Here is a 15596-nt window from a genome sequence, read left to right as displayed (position 1 = left end):
GCTCTCCAATTCTTGTCGGCTGAAAATAGGCGATAAATCCTGCGGGATAATCGCTCGGGACTTGCCAACACCATTCGGATATGGCGAACAATGGCGATGGACAGTCTCGACCGGATGCGCCTGCTTGCCCGTGTGATCGAGCGCGGCAGCTTCACCGCGGCCGCCGCCGATCTGTCGATGTCGCGATCGAGCGCCACCGAGGCGATCAAGGATCTCGAGGCGCGGCTGGGGGTGAGGCTGCTGGAACGCACCACGCGCCATGTCAGGCCGACATTGGACGGCCAGGCCTATTACCAGCGCTGCCTCGCCATCCTTGCCGATGTCGAAGATGCCGAGGCCGGCTTTCAATCGGCGCAGCCGCAAGGCCTTTTGAGGATCGACGTGCACGGCTTCATCCTGCCGCGGCTCACCGAATTTCTCGACCGCTACCCCGGGATCGACCTGCATATCGGCGACGGCGACCGGCTGGTCGATCTGGTGCGCGAGGGCATCGACTGCGTGCTGCGTTCCGGCGAACAGGCCGACAGCGGCATGATCGTGCGGCGGGTGGCAACATTGCGCGAAGTCACCTGCGCCAGCCCCGCCTATCTCGAAAAGCACGGCATGCCGGCAACCCCCGACGATCTCGAAGGCCATCTGATGGTCGGCTTCCGCTCGTCGCGGACCGGCGAGATCATGCCGCTCGAATTCACCGTTGGCGGTGCGTTGCGCTATGTCACGCTGCCGAACCGGGTGACGGTCAACGGCTCCGACACGATGGCGGAACTGGCGCGTCTCGGCTTCGGCCTGGTGCAGGCGCCGCATTACCGCTTCGCCGGGGATTTCGCACGCGGCACGCTTGTCGAAGTGCTGCCGGATTACCCGCCGTCGCCGACACCGCTGTCGGCGCTCTACCCACAGAACCGCCAGCTCGCGCCACGGGTACGCGTGTTCATCGACTGGGTGACCGGGATTTTTGGCGAGGGTGGGACATCGGGCCGGGTGTGATCGTGCACCCAGGCCGCCGGCTACTTTGCGAAGGGCGATCGGACGAGATAAACATCGCGCTTGCGTTTAGTGACAAGATCGGGACCGGGACCAAGACCAAAACCAAAACCAGCGCAAAGTCCATGTCAACGGCGAGCCTGTCATTATGCATCGGAGCGGCATCGGAGCGGCGCGCGCTTCACCGGTAGTGTCCTTGTGCCGGCCGGTGCGACTTGAGGACAGGCGCGCCGCCGGCGCCTATGAGGCGACGGGATCGGGTGAGTGGTCCTGCTGCAACCAACAGTGTTGACCGAATGCAGTAGCCAATAGGGAAGCTCCAGTGAGAAGATTTCGTGTAGTCGGCGCGATTATGCTCGCAACCTACGGCGCCTCGCACGCCCAGACTGTGGGCGAAGGCATCCACCGCGACGCGCATGGGCCGTCGACGATGTGCGGTTTCCACGGTGCTGACGCATTGGATTTGGTCGAGCAACTGAGGGCGTCTCCCGCGTTGCGTCGGGTTGCTGCCTCATCCCGCTTCGAACTGTTCGTTTCTGCTGACGGGCTGACACAGTGGACTTTCACAAGGCCCACCGAACAAGCGTATCCCGCCATAACCTGCAATCGCCTCAGCAGGGACCGGCAGGGCAGTTGGTACCAAACACGGACTATGCGATGCGAAGCGGGTCGCCGGGCATGCGATGGGCTCTTTGCCGAGTTCCAGCAACTGGACGAGCGATTCCGGCGGGCGATGCAACGATAGGGTTCAGACAATTTGGCGCGGGGCGCCTCACCACTGCGGGCTTCCGCCGGCGCGGCCTATCGCGTATTGGCGCGGGAACTCTCCTTTGGCCTTTCCTGGAAAACCATGATTCGTCTCGAAAGCATCAGCAAGCAGAACGGCCGGCAGATCGTCTTCATCGAAGCGTCCGCCGCGTTGCAGAAGGGCGAGAAGGTCGGGCTGGTCGGGCCTAACGGCGCCGGCAAGACAACGCTGTTTCGCATGATCAACGGCGAGGAGCAGCCTGACGAGGGCCAGGTCTCGGTCGATCGCGGCGTCACCATCGGCTATTTTAGCCAGGATGTCGGCGACATGTCCGGCCGCAGCGCCGTTGCCGAAGTGATGGACGGCGCCGGGCCGGTCAGCGAAGTGGCGGCCGAGATGCGCGAGCTCGAGCACGCGATGGGCGACCCCGATCGCGCCGGTGAAATGGACGAGATCATCGCCCGTTACGGCGAGGCACAGCACCGCTTCGAGGAGCTCGACGGTTACGCGCTGGATGGGCGCGCTCGCGAGGTGCTGGACGGCCTTGGCTTCAGCCAGGAGATGATGGACGGCGACGTCGGCAAGCTGTCCGGCGGCTGGAAAATGCGCGTGGCACTGGCCAGGATCCTTTTGATGCGGCCCGACGCCATGCTGCTCGACGAGCCGAGCAACCATCTCGACCTCGAAAGCCTGATCTGGCTGGAGCAGTTCCTGAAGAACTACGACGGCGCGCTGCTGATGACCTCGCACGACCGCGAGTTCATGAACCGCATCGTCAACAAGGTGGTCGAGATCGATGGCGGCTCGCTGACCGCTTACTCCGGCAACTACGAATTCTACCAGCAGCAGCGGGCGATCGCCGACCGGCAGCAGCAGGCGCAGTTCGAGCGCCAGCAGGCGATGCTGGCCAAGGAGATCGCCTTCATCGAGCGCTTCAAGGCACGTGCCTCGCATGCCGCCCAGGTGCAGAGCCGAGTGAAGAAGCTGGACAAGATCGACCGGGTCGAGCCGCCCAAGCGCCGCCAGAAGGTATCGTTCGACTTTCAGCCGGCGCCGCGCTGCGGCGAGGACGTGGTGACGCTGAAGAACGTGCACAAGGGCTATGGCAGCCGCTCGATCTACGCGGGATTGGATTTTCAGGTGCGCCGCCGCGAGCGCTGGTGCGTGATGGGCGTCAACGGCGCCGGCAAGTCGACGCTGCTGAAGCTGGTCGCTGGCGCTTCCGAGCCGGACAATGGCACGGTTGCGCGCGGGCCTAGCGTCAAGATGGGCTATTTCGCCCAGCACGCCATGGAAGTGCTGGAGGGCGAGCGCACCGTGTTCCAGACGCTGGAAGATGCATTTCCGCAGGCCGGCCAGGCGCCGCTCAGGGCGCTGGCCGGCTGCTTCGGCTTTTCCGGCGACGAGATCGAGAAGAAGTGCCGCGTGCTGTCGGGCGGCGAGAAGGCGCGGCTGGTGATGGCGCTGATGCTGTTCGATCCGCCCAATTTGCTGGTGCTGGACGAGCCGACCAACCACCTCGACATCGCCACCAAGGAAATGCTGATCACAGCACTGTCGCAGTACGAGGGAACCATGCTGTTCGTCTCGCATGACCGCCATTTCCTGGCGGCGCTGTCGAACCGGGTGCTGGAACTGACGCCCGAGGGCATCCACACCTATGGCGGCGGCTATACCGAATATGTCGAGCGCACCGGGCAGGAGGCGCCGGGGTTGCGGAGCTGAGGCGCGCACCCAGCTCTGCCGCTCGATTCCGGAGGCTAAGCACGAGCTGTTCTGCCGTGTATCGCAATTTCGCGCAGCGGATCGCCGCCGTCGATGAACAGCCGGCCTTGCGCGGTCAACGCCGCCTTGAGCCGTCGCAGGGCAATTTTTCCTGCTTCGGGATGACGCCCGTCCAGCGCGCCGACGCGCACCGCAACGGCAATGTCGAAGTGCTTCTCGTCGGCCTCCAACTCGAAATCCTCGATGGCGACCTGGCGGAGGCTCAGCCGGCCTGCCGCAATCTCGGCGCGCGAAGCGGCCCCGGCCTGCGCGATGGCCTTGGCCGAGCGGTCGATCGCCAGCACGTGCCCGCCGCCGATCCGGCGCGCGATCTCGCGCGCTGCAGCCCCCGGTCCGCAGCCGATCTCCAGCACTCGCATGCCCTGCCGCAAGGGCAGGGCATTGACGATCGCCAAAAGCCTTGGCGACAAGTCGTTCGCCATACGCTCTTCTCCAGCTTTTTCGCAATCCGAGATTAGCGACCGTGGCCGGCGACGGGAAGGCCGGAGAGACGCGGGCATCGCCGATGTGTTCAGCTGGTATGTTCTGTTGGGTGCTGCTTGAGCAGGGGGCATGATCGACATCGAAGAGGTCGACGATCCGGTCTCAGCCGCGGGCGACCGGGCGGACCCCGAGCGGCCCGGCGTCGTTGACCTGAGGGGTAGGGAGGGACTGGCGCCGAGCCTAACCGGTTGGGGGGTAGATCACCGGCCGTTTATGTGTATACGCTCAAGCTAATATGAGCGCAAGCTAATGTTTTGCCTCAGCGATGTTGGACGATTGTGCTGATCAGTGGCCGGTTGTGGCTTCCTGCCGCGCCCTCCAACCCGGCTAACACCGCTTATTGCCTTCAAGTCCTGGCTCCGATGCTGTACCTCGGCCGAAATTCAAGGAGCCTTCAATGACCTCACATCCCGACATCCCCGACGCCAGCATGGCGGTCGATGCGGCCGGCGTGGCAGCCGATGACCGGCGCGCTTGCGAGGCGGATGCCGCATGGCAGGACGATGTTCGCGAGGGCGTGCGGCATGTAGGCGATCTGGATTCGCTGCCGCTGTCGCCAGCCGAGCGGGCGGCGGCCGAAGCCGCGGCCACGCGCCACAAGGTTCGCATCCCCAAGGCCTATCTCGACCTGATCGACTGGAACGACCCCGCCGATCCGATACGGCTTCAGGTCATCCCGTCGCCCGACGAACTGGCAGAGCAGGAGGGCGAGCTCGACGACCCGATCGCCGACCACGCCTTCAGTCCGGTGCCGAGATTGACGCATCGCCATGCCGACCGGGTTTTGCTGTTCCCGACCTATCAATGCGCCGTCTATTGCCGGTTCTGCTTTCGCAAGGAGCAGCTGACCTCGATCGGCCGCGGCTATACGCGCGAAGCTCTCGACGAAGCCTTCGCCTATATCGCGGCACATCCGCAAATCCGGGAGGTGATCCTGACCGGCGGCGACCCACTGTCGCTGCCGGACAAGGCGCTGGCCGAAATCCGCGCCCGAGTCGAGGCGATCCAGCACGTGCGGCTGTTGCGCATCCACACTCGCGTACCCGTCGCGCTGCCGTCGCGCATCACCGGCCGGTTGGTTCAAGCCTTGCAAGGCCGGCTGATGGTCACGGTCGTCACCCATTTCAACCATCCACGGGAAATCACGGAGGCGACCGAGCGGGCCTGCCGTACTTTAAGGCAGGGCGGCTTCGTGCTGCTCAACCAGAGCGTTCTGCTGAAAGGCGTGAACGATACGGTCGAGGTGTTGGAAGAGCTGTGCCGCGAGCTGATGTATCGCCTTGGCGTCAAACCCTATTACCTGCACCACGGTGATCTCGTGCGCGGAATGGCGCACCGGCGCACCACGATCGCCGAGGGCCAGGCGCTGGTCAGCGCCTTGCGTGCGCGCCTGTCCGGCATCTGCAATCCCGTCTACGTGCTGGACCTGCCGGACGGCGGAGGGAAAGTCCCGCTCGGCCAGTCCTATCTCGAGGCGTGCGAAGGGGAGACGTGGCGAATACGTGGGCTTGATGGGGTTGTGAGGGGGTATGGAGAGCTGGTCGGGGAGGAGGGACGCGCAGCCGCCGTCCAAGCCAGCCCACCTTGGTGACCTGACACGCAGCCCTTGATCACGGAAGCATGCGTTAACTGCTGTTCTATTCGGTGGTTGCGCAATTGCCAAAATAGTGAAAATGTTGGTCCGGGGTAATGGGTTAGGGGAGTTCGTCCCGGCTGTTGCGAGTTACGGGGCGGCGCAAAAATCATGAACTTTCCACGGTTCCTGGTGGGGCTGACCACCATATCGTCCGTCGTGGCGATCTCGACTTACCTTGCGACGGGTTCAATCTGGAAGACGCTGGCCTGGACGATCTTGACCTTGATCGTCATGCAGGTTGGATATTTCCTGTTCGTCGTCCGGTTGATCTACGGATCCGGGGCGAAAAGCGCGGAGGTAAAGCCGCGGCGTCTGAGGGCTGTGCCGCCAAACCGTCGAGGTCGCGTTCAGCTTATGTAGTAATGTCCCATATAGATATCATGGTCTAGACAGGACATGTTCGGTTCTGGGAATGTGCATTGGACGTTCCGCTAGTTTAGTCAACTAATATATATCGCCCAACTCATATCGTCGTTTTTGAGCTAGCGGGAAAACCTGCCTGCTGCTTGTACGACCGTGCCCAACGCCACATTTTACAACCGGCTGGCAAGCTCCCTTTTGTTGATGCCAGCTTGGATGGCGGCGGTAGAGACGGGCCTGAGCAGTCGGCCGAAGCTGCCGATCTCCCCTACAAGGCGAGAGATCGGCGCGTCGTCGGCTTAGCTTTTGGCCGCCGCGAGCTTGTCTTGCGTCTTGGTCTCGAAATCGCTGGCATCATGGCGCTCGTGCAGCTGCATCGAAGGCTCGCCGAAGGTGCGGTTGACCATGCGGCCGCGCTTGACCGCCGGCCGCGCGTCGATGGCGTCGGCCCAACGCTGCACGTTCTTGTACTGCTCCACCTGCAGGAACTCGCCGGAATCGTCATACATGCGGCCCTTGGCCAGCCCGCCATACCAGGGCCACACCGCAATGTCGGCAATCGTATAGTCGCTGCCGCCTAAATACTCGCTTTCGGCGAGGCGTCGGTCGAGCACGTCCATCTGCCGCTTGGTTTCCATGGCGAAGCGGTCGATGGCATATTCGATCTTCGTTGGCGCATAGACATAGAAATGGCCGAAGCCGCCACCGAGATAGGGCGCCGAGCCCACCTGCCAGAATAGCCATGACAGGGTCTCGGCGCGGGCCGGCTGCTCCGTCGGCAGGAATTCGCCGAATTTTTCGGCGAGGTAGAGCAGGATCGAGCCGGATTCGAAGATGCGGACCGGCTTTTTCCCACTGCGATCCATCATGGCCGGGATCTTCGAGTTCGGGTTGACCTCGACGAAGCCGCTGCCGAACTGGTCGCCGTCGTTGATCCTGATAAGCCAGGCATCGTATTCGGCGCCGCTGTGGCCGAGCGCCAGAAGTTCCTCCAGCATGATCGTCACCTTGACGCCGTTCGGTGTCGCCAGCGAATAAAGCTGCAGCGGATGCTTGCCGACCGGCAGTTTCTTGTCATGCGTCGGGCCGGCGATCGGCCGATTGATGCTGGCGAAAGCGCCGCCATTTGCCTTGTTCCAGGTCCAGACTTTTGGCGGCGTGTATTGGTCCGTTGCGTAGTCGTTCATTTGGCAGGCCTTTGGAAGGGTTGGGTTGGGAGGATATCGGATATCAACGTGGGTAATGGCGGAGGAACTTTGCATAGGGCAGCTTGGGATAGCCGTAGGTACAGATAGGGCTGCCGGCGCTGTTGCAAAACCCCGGCGCGAACGGCGCGGCGCCGGTCCACGCCAAAGCCGGCGCCACCTCTTGCGCCTGATCACCTGCGCCATACCTATAGCCCATATAAGCCTGCGAACATTGCCGGGAACCAAAGCATGAATATCGAACCCCTTTTGCGATCCATCGTGGCCGTCCGCGCCACCGTGCCGGAGGACGCCTTCACGGCAAATACACTTGGCACCCGCCGCGAGGGCAGTGGCGTGGTCATCCGCGGCGACGGGCTGGTACTCACCATCGGCTATCTCATCACCGAGGCCGAGGAGGTCTGGCTGGCCGACCAGGACGGGCGCGTGGTTCCCGCCCATGCGCTCGCCTACGACCAGGAGTCGGGCTTCGGCCTGGTGCAGGCGCTGGCGCCGCTTGGACTGCCCGCCATTGCGCTCGGCGACGCGTCCAGGGCGAAGATCGGCGATCCCGTCGTGCTCTCCGACGGCGTCGGCCGCTCCGTGCGGGCGCGAATCGTCACCAAGCAGGAATTCGCCGGCTATTGGGAATATCTGCTCGACGAGGCGATCTTCACGGCGCCGGCTCACCCCTCATGGGGCGGCGCCGGCCTCATCGGCGCGGATGGAAGGCTGCTCGGCATCGGTTCGCTGCGCCTGCAGATGAGCCGCAACGGCGAGGTCGCCGACATCAACATGGTGGTGCCGATCGATCTTCTGCCACCCATCCTCGACGATCTGCTGACGCGCGGGCAGGTCGCCAAGCCGCCGCGGCCGTGGCTCGGCGCCTTCTCGGCCGAGAGCGACGGCAAGGTCGTGGTGATGAGCGTCGCCGAAGGCGGTCCAGCCGCCCAGGCGGGCCTTCGCCAAGGCGATGTCATCTCGGATGTCCGCGACACGGCGGTCGATGGGCTTGCCGATTTTTATCGCAAGCTTTGGAACAGCGGCCCGGCGGGCGCCGAGATACCGCTCCGGGTGCTGCGCGACGGCCGCGAAACCTGGCTGCGCGTCAAGTCCGCCGATCGCAACAGTCTGCTGTGGAAGCCGCCGCTGCAGTGAGGCAACCGAAACCTCTCACTCTCCGCAAGCGCTGAAGCCAGTGCCCGGAGTCCATTCCGCAAATGGGATGACCTTGCCTTCGACCGATACGGTCGCTTGCCTGGTGCTGCCGTCCGCCAGCTTCTTGCTGCTTTTGCCCTTGCCGGTCAGCACATTGTAGTCGCAGTCGCCGGCAACATTGTCGTCCATGTAATCCCAATACTCGTAGGCAAAACCGGCGACGACGAACGTGCCGTTGCGCCAGGCGAGCGTCAGCGTCTTGTTGGTCCGCTCGCTGCCGATCTCCATCGCCGGAACATAGAGCTTGATCGAGCCGTTGGGGAGCGCGGTGAGTTCGGGCTCGGTGTCGGATGTGGCGGGGCCCGGCCGCTCGTAATCCTTCCATTCGCCGTAAATCTGTTCATGCACGACCCCGGCAGGTCTGAGAAAATTGCCGTCGCGGTCCCTGAGGAACAAATGCAGATCCATGGGATGGCCGGGCTCGGTCTCGACGATCATCGCCAGATCGGCGGCACCGTCGCCGTTCCAATCGCCGGTCGCCGCCGTGATGATCTTCTGCGTCTCGATCGGTTCTGCCAGTGCGGCGGCCGGCAGCAGCAGGACCAGACCGAATATTGTCGATCGCATGTAAAATCCTCTTGGCCTGGCAGGCCTGAGACGCACGCGCTTCTCAGGAGGCCCGGCTCTGCCGCGTCTCGGAACGGCTCGTCTCGTTTAGCAGCCGGCAGAGCGAAACCGCTTCACGACGGCTCAGGCCGATCAGCGCGATTTCCGAAAATTGCGCCGGCAGATCGTGAACGATGTCCCACACCATCCAACGGCCGTTCGGCTCCATGACACATTCGTAGCGCAACAATTGTTCCTGCATCCGACCCCCGGCTTTGCTCACCGGACTGGTACAGCGTCGAGGTAAATGAGTTGTTGCGCCGCGAGAGTATTCCGCGGCTGTCAAAACCAGGCGTTGAATCCCCACAGGGGCGAACCCGACAGGTCATGGCTGACGGTGCCGATACTCTCGACAAGGCGGCAAGGCAGGGACGCTTCCGGCGTGAACGGCGGCCGCCGCCAGAATTGGTTCAGGCGTTGCGGCTCGCCATATGCGCGTCGAGCTTCCTCCTCGAGGGGCCGTAACGCTTGATGATGGTCGCGGCCTCGCTTTGCGGTATGCCGTATTTGCGGGCAAAGGCAGCGACCTCGTATGGCTCTTCGCCGGAAACCAGTTTGCGATCCTGCTTGGTCTTGGATTTGTCGTCGGCCATGGCGTCCTCCATCACATCTGGTCGTTATAGGGCTGCTTGGTCCGGCCGACCATCCTTGCCAGTTCGGCAAAGGACGGTACGCCGGTTTCCCCCTGGGCATTGTTGGCCGCCTGCAGCAGCCTGAGCGGAAAACAGACGGCGTCGCGGTTGGATGGCGACATGTCTTCATAGAGACGCTCGTCGCTCGTCATCGCCGCCTCGGCCCGGCGCAACGCCATGTCGACCTCGTCGACCGACAGCAGGCCCTTGTGGACCAGCGCATTGTTGACGGCCGCGATCGCCATCATCAATCCTTCGAGCTGGAGATTGGCGACGTTCATCGTTTTGCGTCCTCGCCGGGCTTGTTGGGGCTGGCCTTGTCGTCTGGCCGGATCACTGCGCGCGGCGGGTTCTGGCCCTCCGAATGCCGGGTCTTGTCGTCGAAATCGTCAGCCGGCCTGGTCAATCCCATGCCGCCGGGAGGCGGCTTGTTGCCGGCCGCATCCTGCGAAAATTGGTCGGCCGCGTCGGTGCTCGTCTTTGCCGGATATTTCCTCGCTCCGGTCTCGTAGCGGTTCGGGTCGTCGGCCATGTCCTGTGCTCCCGTTGCAATGAGTAGATAACTTTCATGCGGCGGCAGCGGTTCCGTGGCGAAATCGACGTTGCCGGTGCGCAAGCCTTCGCAATCTGTCGGGTTTTCGTGCATCCTTGTGCATGCCAACGATGCTTCGCTCCGACGCGCCGGCAAAATGCTGCTCCTACTGCGGTGGGCGCGACCACGACTACGAGGATTGCCCGAAGCGCAAAAGCGATGCCGAACGGCAGAAGGAGACGCCAGCCAACGCGTCCCAGCCCGCTGCCGCGACAGCAGGGGAAATCCGCTAGCCAGCCTGACCACCCCGCCGGTCCGGGGCCGGCGCGAAGGTCCTTCCATATCCAGAGGATTGCAATGCCGCCACTATTGGGCAAAAGCAGCACGGGCAATCGGGTTGGGGTGGGGTAATGACCGAAACGCAAGGCAATTCAGGCCGTCCGCAGGGCAAGCCGGGGACGGCGTCGGGGTCGATCGGTTCCGGCCTGGTCGCACTCCTCATCGTGGCGCTCGGCATCTTTGCGCTGTTTGGATCCTGGTACACGATCGACCAGGGCGACCGCGGCGTGCTCTTGACCAACGGGGCGCTGAGTTCGGTCGTCGATCCCGGACTGCATTTCAAGCTGCCGTGGTTGCAGCGCGTCGAGAAGATCAGCCTGCGCCAGCAGGTGCTCAAATGGGGCTGCGAGAACCAGAACGATTGCAGCGGCCTGCCGGCCATGCAGGCCTATTCGCGCGACCAGCAGCCGGCCGACATGCGCGTCACCGTCAACTTCCACGTGCCGGCCGCCGAAGTCAGCAACGTCTACACCAATTACGGATCGATCGAGGCACTGGCCGACCGTGTCATTGCCAGGAAAGCACCGCAGGAGATCAAGACCGTGTTCGGCCAGTACGACGCGGTGTCGGTTATCCAGAACCGGGCGAAGTTCAACAAGGACGTCGCCGACGCCATCGCGGCGGTAACCGACGGCCCGGTGATGATAGACAGCGTGCAGGTCGAGAACATCGACTTCTCCGACGCCTACGAGCAGGCGGTCGAAGCCAGGATGACGGCGCAGGTCGAGGTGCAGAAGCAGGAACAGAACCTGCAGCAGGAAAAGATCAAGGCCGATATCGCCGTCACCCAGGCCAAGGGCCGCGCCGACAGCGTCAAGGCCGAAGCCGAGGCCAGCGCCTACAAGACCAGGGTCGAAGGCGATGCGACCGCGGGCGCCATCAAGGCTCGCGCCGCCGCGATCGCCAACAATCCGCTGCTGGTCGAACTGACCAAGGCGGAGAGATGGAACGGCGAATTGCCGAAGTCGATGATCCCGGGTTCGACAGTGCCGTTCCTGGAGCTCAGCACGCCTGCCGCAGCATCGAACTGAGGCGCGGCGCCGCGGCGCAAACCAGATCAGGACGGCGGCGCGGTAGCCGTCCCATTGCGGTCACGGCTGAAGCACGGCGCCTCGGGCGCTTGCTTCCGTTCGCCCGAGAAAAGCCGTCAGCAGCTCCATTCCCACCGGCCAGTCGCCGAGCCCGCTGTCGCCATTGATGTGGCCAAGCGGCCCGGCGATATGGAGATCGCTGCCCCAGCGCTCGGATTTCGCCCTGACATAGTCCAGCGAGCCGTAGGGATCGTTGGTGCTGGCGACAATCAGCGACGGAAAGCGAAGCCGTTGTTGCGGCGCGTCGGCGAAGGCCCGGGCGGAGGAGGGAAAGGCCGACGACGCAGGGTCCGGAACCGCGACCAGCAACGCGCCGCCGATAGAGCGGGGGGAGATCCGCTGCCAGTGTACGACCAGCAGACAGCCGAGGCTATGGGCGACGAGCACCGGCGGTGTCCATGCCTGGCATACAGCGGTTTCCAGTGCTGCCACCCAGTCGTCGAAATCCGGCGCATCCCAACTCGCCGGACTGAACCGCCGCATCGCCGGGCTTGCCTGCTGCCAATGCGTCTGCCAATGGGCTTTGCCCGATCCGCCGATGCCCGGCACAATGATGAATTCGGTCATGCGAAGCCCTTCTTTCCTGATGCAGCGCGTGCAATTCTAGGTCTTCTCCCCGGCGGCGGAATGAGAGATCATCGGAAAGCAGCGACGAAATCCGATGGATTAAAGGCGATCATGCGGAACGGCGATTACCGGCCAAGGCTCGATCCCACCGATCTGGCGATCATTGAGATCATGCAGGAGGATGGCCGCATCGGCATCTCCGAGCTTGGCCGCCGCGTCGGACTGTCCCAGCCCGCCACCTCGGAACGGGTGAAGCGGCTGGAGGAGCGCGGGGTCATCCTCGGTTACAAGGCGGTGATCAATTCGGCAGCGCTCGGGCTCGGCACCATGGCGGTTATCCGCCTGCGCACCACGCATGAGCATATCCAGGCCTGCCTGAAGAAGTTCGCCCAATTGCCGGAGGTGGTCGAGGTGCTGCGGGTGACCGGTGAGGATTGTTTTCTGGTCAAGGTCGTGGTCCCGTCACCGCCCGACCTTGAAAGCATCGTCGACAGCATCGGCCGGTACGGCACGGTGACGACAAATGTGGTTCTGCGCGCCGAGCAACCGAAGCGGCTGGGCCGCGAATTGATGACCAGGGCCTGACCGGTCTATCGCTTGGTCTGTGTATGCCCGACGGCATTGGCGAACGAGATGCCGCCCTTGATCTCGCGCATCGCCATCGAGGTGATCGTGCGCCGCACGCCGGGCAGCCGGCTAAGCTCCTCGCGCAGCATCCTGTCGAGCGCCATCATGTCGACGGTGACGATCTGCAGGAGATAGTCTGCCTCGCCAGTCGTGGCGTGGCAGCGGCGGATCAGCGGATGCTGTTTGACCGCCGCCTCGAAGGCGTCCGACAGTTCGAAATCGATCGACACCTGGATGAAGGCTTCGATGCCGAAGCCGAGCTTGGCCGGGTCGATCCGGGTCGAGTAGCCGCGGATGACGCCGGCATCCTCCAGCGCCTTGACCCGCTTCCAGCACGGCGTCTTGCTCAGGCCGACCTCGTCGGCGAGCGCGGCAAAGGAGGTGCGGGCATCGCGTTCGAGCGCCGCGACGATCTTCCGGTCGACCGCATCCAGCATCATTCGTTCTTTCTGTCTGCTTCAGAAGCAGCTTTCGTCCTTCATTTCTCGCCAATCGAATAACAGAAAGGGACAATGTTCGGCAAGAAAGCGATTAGACTCGGGGGCTGGGGTCCAACAAACGCCTGCGGCCCAACGGCCGCGGCAAGGAGCATGGCCATGGACAAGCAGGACTATTATGCCCGCATCGAAACGCCTGAGATGCGCGACTATGGCGTCTACCTCAAATGCGACAGGCTGCTGGCCTGCCAGAAGCCGCTGGCCGAGATGGTCAATGCCGACGAGCTGCAGTTCCAGATCGTGCATCAGGTCGAGGAGCTGTGGATGAAGCTCATCGCCTATACGCTGGTCGATGTCGTCGATTTCCTGGAAAAGCAGGACACGCATCGCATCGTCACGCTGATGGGGCGCGTGCACCGGCTGATGCGGCTGATGACGGCGCAGCTCGACCTGCTCGAAACCATGTCGCCCAAGGAGTACCAGCAGATCCGGCTGCAGCTCGGCAATGGCAGCGGTCAGGAATCGCCGGGTTTCAAGCAGCTGTTGCGTCTGCCGCCGGATCTGTGGCGGGCCTTCAAGGCGTCATACCTCGACGGCCGCGGCCTCTCGGTCGAGGATGTCTACGATACCGGCTACGATCACGGCGACAGCTATGTCGTTGCCGAAGCGCTGGTCGAGTTCGACGAGCTGTTCCAGAAATTCCGCGCCAACCACCTCTACCTCATCCACCGCACGATCGGCCTCGGCGCGAGATCGCTGAAGGGCAGGCCGGTCGAATTGCTGGAGGCCGGCGCCCGCCACCGCTTCTTCCCGGAACTCTGGGACATACGCTGGGCGATGACCGACCGCTGGGGCAGCCAGTATGGAACGGTACGGGAGCCGATCAGCAAGCCGGGGGTGAACTTAGGGTAGTTCCAGGCTCGGGTTCCTCGCCTCGCGGCGGAGAGAGGGCCGCGAAGCGGCCGGAGAGGGGCCTTTCTTTGCCGGCGCAGTCCCCCGCTTCGCCGCGCCACCTCCCCCCATGAATGGGGGCGAGGAAACCTGGTCTTGCGAGGCCTTCTCCCCGCGCACTTGTCTCCTGCAGGTTTTTCGGGAGATGATGTCGGGCTTGCGGCTGGTGGTGCGTCCTTGGGGCACAACCATCGTAACTCTCGGGAGGACGTCGTGACCTTGGAAACCGCTCAATCAACCGTCCAGTCGCCGTGGCAGACGGCGGCAATCCTTATCGCCCGCCTGATCTTCGCAGCCGTCTTCCTGATGGCCGTGATCTTCAAATTCGTCGATATCGGCGTCACCGCCGGCTATATCGCGGCGGCCGGGTTTCCATTCCCGCTCTTCCTGGCCTGGTGCGCAGCCCTGCTTGAGGTCGTCCTCGTTCTATGCTTCCTGACTGGCGCCTTCTTCTCATGGGCAGCACTCGTCGCCGGCGCCTATGTGCTGTTCCTGGGCTTCGCCTTCCACGGGCCGTCGCACTGGGCCGGCAACCAGGCGGAGTTCGGCTTCTTCGTCGATCACTTCACCTTCCTGGCCGGGCTGCTGTTTGCCGCCGTGCACGGGCCGGGCCGCGTCCTGGCACTGAGGCTTGGCAGGGGGTGATGCCAAAGCTTGCTGCGGCGGTCACCCTTGGTCGCGGCGTCACATCTGGTCGTTGTAAGGTTCCTTGATCTGACCGACCATGCGCGCAAGTTTTGAGAAGGACGGCATGTCCGTCTCCGGCTGACATTGATTGGCCAGCTCCAGCAGTCGGATCGGGAAGTTGACGGCATCGCGACTCGACGCCGACATGCCTTCGGACCTTTCCTCGTTGGTCTCGCTGGCTTCGGCCTTGCGCAAGGCGATGTCTATGTCCTCGACGGAGAGCACGCCCTTGCGGACCAGGACCTGATTGATCGATGCGATGGCCATAAGCAGGCCTTCGAGTTGCAGATTGGCGACGTTCATGATTTTTGCTCCCATTGGCTAAGGGTCAAACGCGCGAATGCCTGTTCTGATCCGGACGGTGGCGTCTCGCCGGAGATTCCAGTGTGCTTCGCAAATCGGCTACTCTGCGTTTTTTTCGCGTCTCAGGTGAATTTTGTTCTTGCTTTGTGCCGGCAGCTATGCTACTAATTTGCGTATGGTGCTAATTGGCTCCAACGACCCGCCCGCCGAGGCGGGTTTTTTGTTTCAGGCTTCTTTTTCGATCGGACGTTACGTGAGCTGGCTATGAAGTCGGCGGGACAGCGCCCCCCTCTGTCCTGCCGGACATCTCCCCCTCTAGTGGGGAGATTGGCTGTCATTGCCGCTTTCGCCAATTTTGTAGGTGCAAAAAGGCGCTGCCGCCAAAGCTGCCGATCTCCCCCCTCGTGGGGGAGATGTCCGGCAGGA

Annotated in this window: 19 protein-coding genes; 9 read left to right on the top strand and 10 right to left on the bottom strand. The window is 63.3% G+C overall.

The annotated features are described in order from the left end of the window. Positions 1 to 96: 96 nt before the first annotated feature. Positions 97 to 987, top strand: a complete 891-nt coding sequence (locus NKJ35_RS03490) for a LysR family transcriptional regulator (protein ID WP_352645048.1) — start codon at positions 97 to 99, stop codon at positions 985 to 987. A gap of 847 nt (positions 988 to 1834) precedes the next feature. Beyond that, the gene (locus NKJ35_RS03485) at positions 1835 to 3457 is read left to right on the top strand and encodes an ABC-F family ATP-binding cassette domain-containing protein (RefSeq protein ID WP_352644971.1); all 1623 of its coding nucleotides are present in this window, start codon (positions 1835 to 1837) and stop codon (positions 3455 to 3457) included. 35 nt (positions 3458 to 3492) lie between these two features. Here the strand turns inward: NKJ35_RS03485 and NKJ35_RS03480 are convergent, their stop codons facing one another. Further along, positions 3493 to 3939, bottom strand: a complete 447-nt coding sequence (locus NKJ35_RS03480; RefSeq protein ID WP_352644969.1) for an SAM-dependent methyltransferase — start codon at positions 3937 to 3939, stop codon at positions 3493 to 3495. 491 nt (positions 3940 to 4430) lie between these two features. On the opposite strand from NKJ35_RS03480, the gene NKJ35_RS03475 reads away from it, so the two are divergent. Continuing rightward, the gene (locus NKJ35_RS03475) at positions 4431 to 5591 is read left to right on the top strand and encodes a KamA family radical SAM protein (RefSeq protein ID WP_502904607.1); all 1161 of its coding nucleotides are present in this window, start codon (positions 4431 to 4433) and stop codon (positions 5589 to 5591) included. 153 nt (positions 5592 to 5744) lie between these two features. Next, positions 5745 to 5996: an exopolysaccharide production repressor protein gene (locus tag NKJ35_RS03470; protein WP_352644965.1), complete on the top strand. Its 252-nt coding sequence runs from the start codon at positions 5745 to 5747 to the stop codon at positions 5994 to 5996. Between the two features lie 299 nt (positions 5997 to 6295). Here NKJ35_RS03470 and yghU read toward each other — a convergent pair whose 3' ends face one another. Further along, the gene (gene yghU / locus NKJ35_RS03465; protein ID WP_352644964.1) at positions 6296 to 7183 is read right to left on the bottom strand and encodes a glutathione-dependent disulfide-bond oxidoreductase; all 888 of its coding nucleotides are present in this window, start codon (positions 7181 to 7183) and stop codon (positions 6296 to 6298) included. 249 nt (positions 7184 to 7432) lie between these two features. Between yghU and NKJ35_RS03460 the strand changes: the two genes are divergently transcribed. Then, on the top strand, positions 7433 to 8338 hold the full coding sequence (locus NKJ35_RS03460; protein ID WP_254819635.1) for a S1C family serine protease: 906 nt from the start codon (positions 7433 to 7435) through the stop codon (positions 8336 to 8338). A 15-nt stretch (positions 8339 to 8353) separates the two neighbouring features. Here NKJ35_RS03460 and NKJ35_RS03455 read toward each other — a convergent pair whose 3' ends face one another. The 5 genes from NKJ35_RS03455 to NKJ35_RS03435 all read right to left on the bottom strand — a co-directional run bounded on the left by NKJ35_RS03455 (position 8354) and on the right by NKJ35_RS03435 (position 10168). Then, positions 8354 to 8965: a hypothetical protein gene (locus NKJ35_RS03455; RefSeq protein WP_352475530.1), complete on the bottom strand. Its 612-nt coding sequence runs from the start codon at positions 8963 to 8965 to the stop codon at positions 8354 to 8356. Between the two features lie 43 nt (positions 8966 to 9008). Further along, entirely contained in the window at positions 9009 to 9191 is a 183-nt protein-coding gene (locus tag NKJ35_RS03450) for a hypothetical protein (RefSeq protein ID WP_245274654.1), read from the bottom strand. Between the two features lie 223 nt (positions 9192 to 9414). Beyond that, a complete protein-coding gene (locus NKJ35_RS03445) occupies positions 9415 to 9597 on the bottom strand; it encodes a DUF3606 domain-containing protein (RefSeq protein WP_023675702.1) in 183 nt (60 codons plus the stop codon). Positions 9598 to 9608: 11 nt separating this feature from the next. Continuing rightward, positions 9609 to 9917: a hypothetical protein gene (locus NKJ35_RS03440; RefSeq protein WP_352475529.1), complete on the bottom strand. Its 309-nt coding sequence runs from the start codon at positions 9915 to 9917 to the stop codon at positions 9609 to 9611. Beyond that, on the bottom strand, positions 9914 to 10168 hold the full coding sequence (locus tag NKJ35_RS03435; protein WP_352644963.1) for a hypothetical protein: 255 nt from the start codon (positions 10166 to 10168) through the stop codon (positions 9914 to 9916). The genes NKJ35_RS03440 and NKJ35_RS03435 overlap by 4 nt, the downstream gene beginning before the upstream one ends. A 410-nt stretch (positions 10169 to 10578) precedes the next feature. Here NKJ35_RS03435 and NKJ35_RS03430 point away from each other — a divergent pair, with 410 nt between their 5' ends. Further along, positions 10579 to 11538: a prohibitin family protein gene (locus tag NKJ35_RS03430; RefSeq protein ID WP_254819631.1), complete on the top strand. Its 960-nt coding sequence runs from the start codon at positions 10579 to 10581 to the stop codon at positions 11536 to 11538. Between the two features lie 60 nt (positions 11539 to 11598). On the opposite strand, the gene NKJ35_RS03425 is transcribed toward NKJ35_RS03430, so the two are convergent. Next, a complete protein-coding gene (locus NKJ35_RS03425) occupies positions 11599 to 12165 on the bottom strand; it encodes an RBBP9/YdeN family alpha/beta hydrolase (RefSeq protein WP_352644961.1) in 567 nt (188 codons plus the stop codon). A 111-nt stretch (positions 12166 to 12276) separates the two neighbouring features. On the opposite strand from NKJ35_RS03425, the gene NKJ35_RS03420 reads away from it, so the two are divergent. Then, positions 12277 to 12750: an Lrp/AsnC family transcriptional regulator gene (locus tag NKJ35_RS03420; protein WP_352644960.1), complete on the top strand. Its 474-nt coding sequence runs from the start codon at positions 12277 to 12279 to the stop codon at positions 12748 to 12750. Between the two features lie 5 nt (positions 12751 to 12755). On the opposite strand, the gene NKJ35_RS03415 is transcribed toward NKJ35_RS03420, so the two are convergent. Beyond that, positions 12756 to 13232: an Lrp/AsnC family transcriptional regulator gene (locus NKJ35_RS03415; protein ID WP_254819628.1), complete on the bottom strand. Its 477-nt coding sequence runs from the start codon at positions 13230 to 13232 to the stop codon at positions 12756 to 12758. Positions 13233 to 13388: 156 nt separating this feature from the next. Here NKJ35_RS03415 and NKJ35_RS03410 point away from each other — a divergent pair, with 156 nt between their 5' ends. Both NKJ35_RS03410 and NKJ35_RS03405 read left to right on the top strand, forming a co-directional pair. Then, a complete protein-coding gene (locus NKJ35_RS03410; protein WP_352644959.1) occupies positions 13389 to 14141 on the top strand; it encodes a tryptophan 2,3-dioxygenase family protein in 753 nt (250 codons plus the stop codon). A gap of 252 nt (positions 14142 to 14393) precedes the next feature. Next, a complete protein-coding gene (locus tag NKJ35_RS03405) occupies positions 14394 to 14825 on the top strand; it encodes a DoxX family protein (protein ID WP_352644958.1) in 432 nt (143 codons plus the stop codon). Between the two features lie 39 nt (positions 14826 to 14864). Here the strand turns inward: NKJ35_RS03405 and NKJ35_RS03400 are convergent, their stop codons facing one another. Continuing rightward, positions 14865 to 15170 carry a hypothetical protein gene (locus NKJ35_RS03400; protein ID WP_254819625.1) on the bottom strand — a complete coding sequence of 102 codons (306 nt, stop codon included), beginning with the start codon at positions 15168 to 15170 and terminating at the stop codon, positions 14865 to 14867. Between the last annotated feature and the right edge of the window lie 426 nt (positions 15171 to 15596).

Source organism: Mesorhizobium sp. M0136 (genome assembly GCF_040322515.1).
GTDB lineage: Bacteria > Pseudomonadota > Alphaproteobacteria > Rhizobiales > Rhizobiaceae > Mesorhizobium.
Note: the sequence above shows the minus strand (reverse complement) of the source record. Positions and strands in the feature narration are given on the sequence as shown.

Coding starts and splice junctions, on each gene's coding strand:
- NKJ35_RS03400 (WP_254819625.1), bottom strand. CDS start 15,170: ATGAACGTCGCCAATCTGCAACTCGAAGGCCTGCTTATGGCCATCGCA.
- NKJ35_RS03470 (WP_352644965.1), top strand. CDS start 5,745: ATGAACTTTCCACGGTTCCTGGTGGGGCTGACCACCATATCGTCCGTC.
- NKJ35_RS03485 (WP_352644971.1), top strand. CDS start 1,835: ATGATTCGTCTCGAAAGCATCAGCAAGCAGAACGGCCGGCAGATCGTC.
- NKJ35_RS03480 (WP_352644969.1), bottom strand. CDS start 3,939: ATGGCGAACGACTTGTCGCCAAGGCTTTTGGCGATCGTCAATGCCCTG.
- NKJ35_RS03415 (WP_254819628.1), bottom strand. CDS start 13,232: ATGATGCTGGATGCGGTCGACCGGAAGATCGTCGCGGCGCTCGAACGC.
- NKJ35_RS03455 (WP_352475530.1), bottom strand. CDS start 8,965: ATGCGATCGACAATATTCGGTCTGGTCCTGCTGCTGCCGGCCGCCGCA.
- NKJ35_RS03410 (WP_352644959.1), top strand. CDS start 13,389: ATGGACAAGCAGGACTATTATGCCCGCATCGAAACGCCTGAGATGCGC.
- NKJ35_RS03440 (WP_352475529.1), bottom strand. CDS start 9,917: ATGAACGTCGCCAATCTCCAGCTCGAAGGATTGATGATGGCGATCGCG.
- NKJ35_RS03460 (WP_254819635.1), top strand. CDS start 7,433: ATGAATATCGAACCCCTTTTGCGATCCATCGTGGCCGTCCGCGCCACC.
- NKJ35_RS03420 (WP_352644960.1), top strand. CDS start 12,277: ATGCGGAACGGCGATTACCGGCCAAGGCTCGATCCCACCGATCTGGCG.
- NKJ35_RS03490 (WP_352645048.1), top strand. CDS start 97: ATGGACAGTCTCGACCGGATGCGCCTGCTTGCCCGTGTGATCGAGCGC.
- yghU (WP_352644964.1), bottom strand. CDS start 7,183: ATGAACGACTACGCAACGGACCAATACACGCCGCCAAAAGTCTGGACC.
- NKJ35_RS03445 (WP_023675702.1), bottom strand. CDS start 9,597: ATGGCCGACGACAAATCCAAGACCAAGCAGGATCGCAAACTGGTTTCC.
- NKJ35_RS03435 (WP_352644963.1), bottom strand. CDS start 10,168: ATGGCCGACGACCCGAACCGCTACGAGACCGGAGCGAGGAAATATCCG.
- NKJ35_RS03430 (WP_254819631.1), top strand. CDS start 10,579: ATGACCGAAACGCAAGGCAATTCAGGCCGTCCGCAGGGCAAGCCGGGG.
- NKJ35_RS03475 (WP_502904607.1), top strand. CDS start 4,431: ATGGCGGTCGATGCGGCCGGCGTGGCAGCCGATGACCGGCGCGCTTGC.
- NKJ35_RS03425 (WP_352644961.1), bottom strand. CDS start 12,165: ATGACCGAATTCATCATTGTGCCGGGCATCGGCGGATCGGGCAAAGCC.